This is a genomic window from Plebeiibacterium marinum (assembly GCF_026013615.1).
In the GTDB taxonomy this organism is placed as follows: Bacteria; Bacteroidota; Bacteroidia; order Bacteroidales; family Marinilabiliaceae; genus Saccharicrinis; species Saccharicrinis marinus_A.
Map to the genome: position 1 here is coordinate 1 of NZ_JAPDPI010000108.1, position 1,544 is coordinate 1,544.

The following is a 1,544-nucleotide window of genomic DNA, read 5'->3' on the forward strand; positions in this document are numbered from 1 at the left end:
ACTCTCTCCAGAAAGGAGGTGTTCCAGCCACACCTTCCGGTACGGCTACCTTGTTACGACTTAACCCTAGTTATCAGTTTTACCCTAGGCCGCTCCTTACGGTAACAGACTTCAGGTACCCCCGACTTCCATGGTTTGACGGGCGGTGTGTACAAGGCCCGGGAACGTATTCACCGCGCCATGGCTGATGCGCGATTACTAGCGAATCCAGCTTCACGGAGTCGAGTTGCAGACTCCGATCCGAACTGTGACAGGCTTTAGAGATTAGCATCACATCGCTGTGTAGCTGCCCTTTGTACCTGCCATTGTAACACGTGTGTAGCCCTGGACGTAAGGGCCGTGCTGATTTGACGTCATCCCCACCTTCCTCACGGTTTACACCGGCAGTCTTGTTAGAGTCCCCACCTCTACGTGCTGGTAACTAACAACAGGGGTTGCGCTCGTTATGGGACTTAACCCGACACCTCACGGCACGAGCTGACGACAACCATGCAGCACCTTGTAAGCAGTCCGAAGAAAAGACCATCTCTGATCTATGCAGCCTACATTTAAGTCCAGGTAAGGTTCCTCGCGTATCATCGAATTAAACCACATGTTCCTCCGCTTGTGCGGGCCCCCGTCAATTCCTTTGAGTTTCATTGTTGCCAACGTACTCCCCAGGTGGATTACTTAATGCTTTCGCTCAGTCGCTGACTATGTATCGCCAACAACGAGTAATCATCGTTTACGGCGTGGACTACCAGGGTATCTAATCCTGTTCGCTCCCCACGCTTTCGTGCATCAGCGTCAATTATAGCTTAGTAAGCTGCCTTCGCAATCGGTGTTCTGTGTTATATCTATGCATTTCACCGCTACACAACACATTCCGCCTACCTCAACTAAATTCAAGACTATCAGTATCAATGGCAGTTTTACAGTTGAGCTGCAAGATTTCACCACTGACTTAATAGTCCGCCTACGCACCCTTTAAACCCAATAAATCCGGATAACGCTCGCATCCTCCGTATTACCGCGGCTGCTGGCACGGAGTTAGCCGATGCTTATTCATACGGTACCGGCAAATACCCTCACGAGGGTAACATTCTTCCCGTATAAAAGTAGTTTACAACCCATAGGGCAGTCTTCCTACACGCGACATGGCTGGTTCAGCCTTGCGGCCATTGACCAATATTCCTCACTGCTGCCTCCCGTAGGAGTCTGGTCCGTGTCTCAGTACCAGTGTGGGGGACCTTCCTCTCAGAACCCCTAGACATCGTCGCCTTGGTGAGCCGTTACCTCACCAACCAGCTAATGTCACGCATGACCATCTTTTACCGCCGAAACTTTACTACCAGAAACATGCGAATCCGGTAGACTATGGGGTATTAATCCAAATTTCTCTGGGCTATCCCCCTGTAAAAGGCAGGTTTCATACGCGTTACGCACCCGTGCGCCGGTCGTCAGCGGAAGCAAGCTTCCCTGTTACCCCTCGACTTGCATGTGTTAGGCCTGTCGCTAGCGTTCATCCTGAGCCAGGATCAAACTCTTCGTTGTATAAAAATTTT

Annotated in this window: 1 rRNA gene; it reads right to left on the reverse strand. The window is 50.8% G+C overall.

The features are described 5' to 3' along the window. Positions 1–11 precede the first annotated feature (11 nt). A 16S ribosomal RNA gene (locus OM074_RS21055) occupies positions 12–1,533 on the reverse strand. Positions 1,534–1,544: the final 11 nt, after the last annotated feature.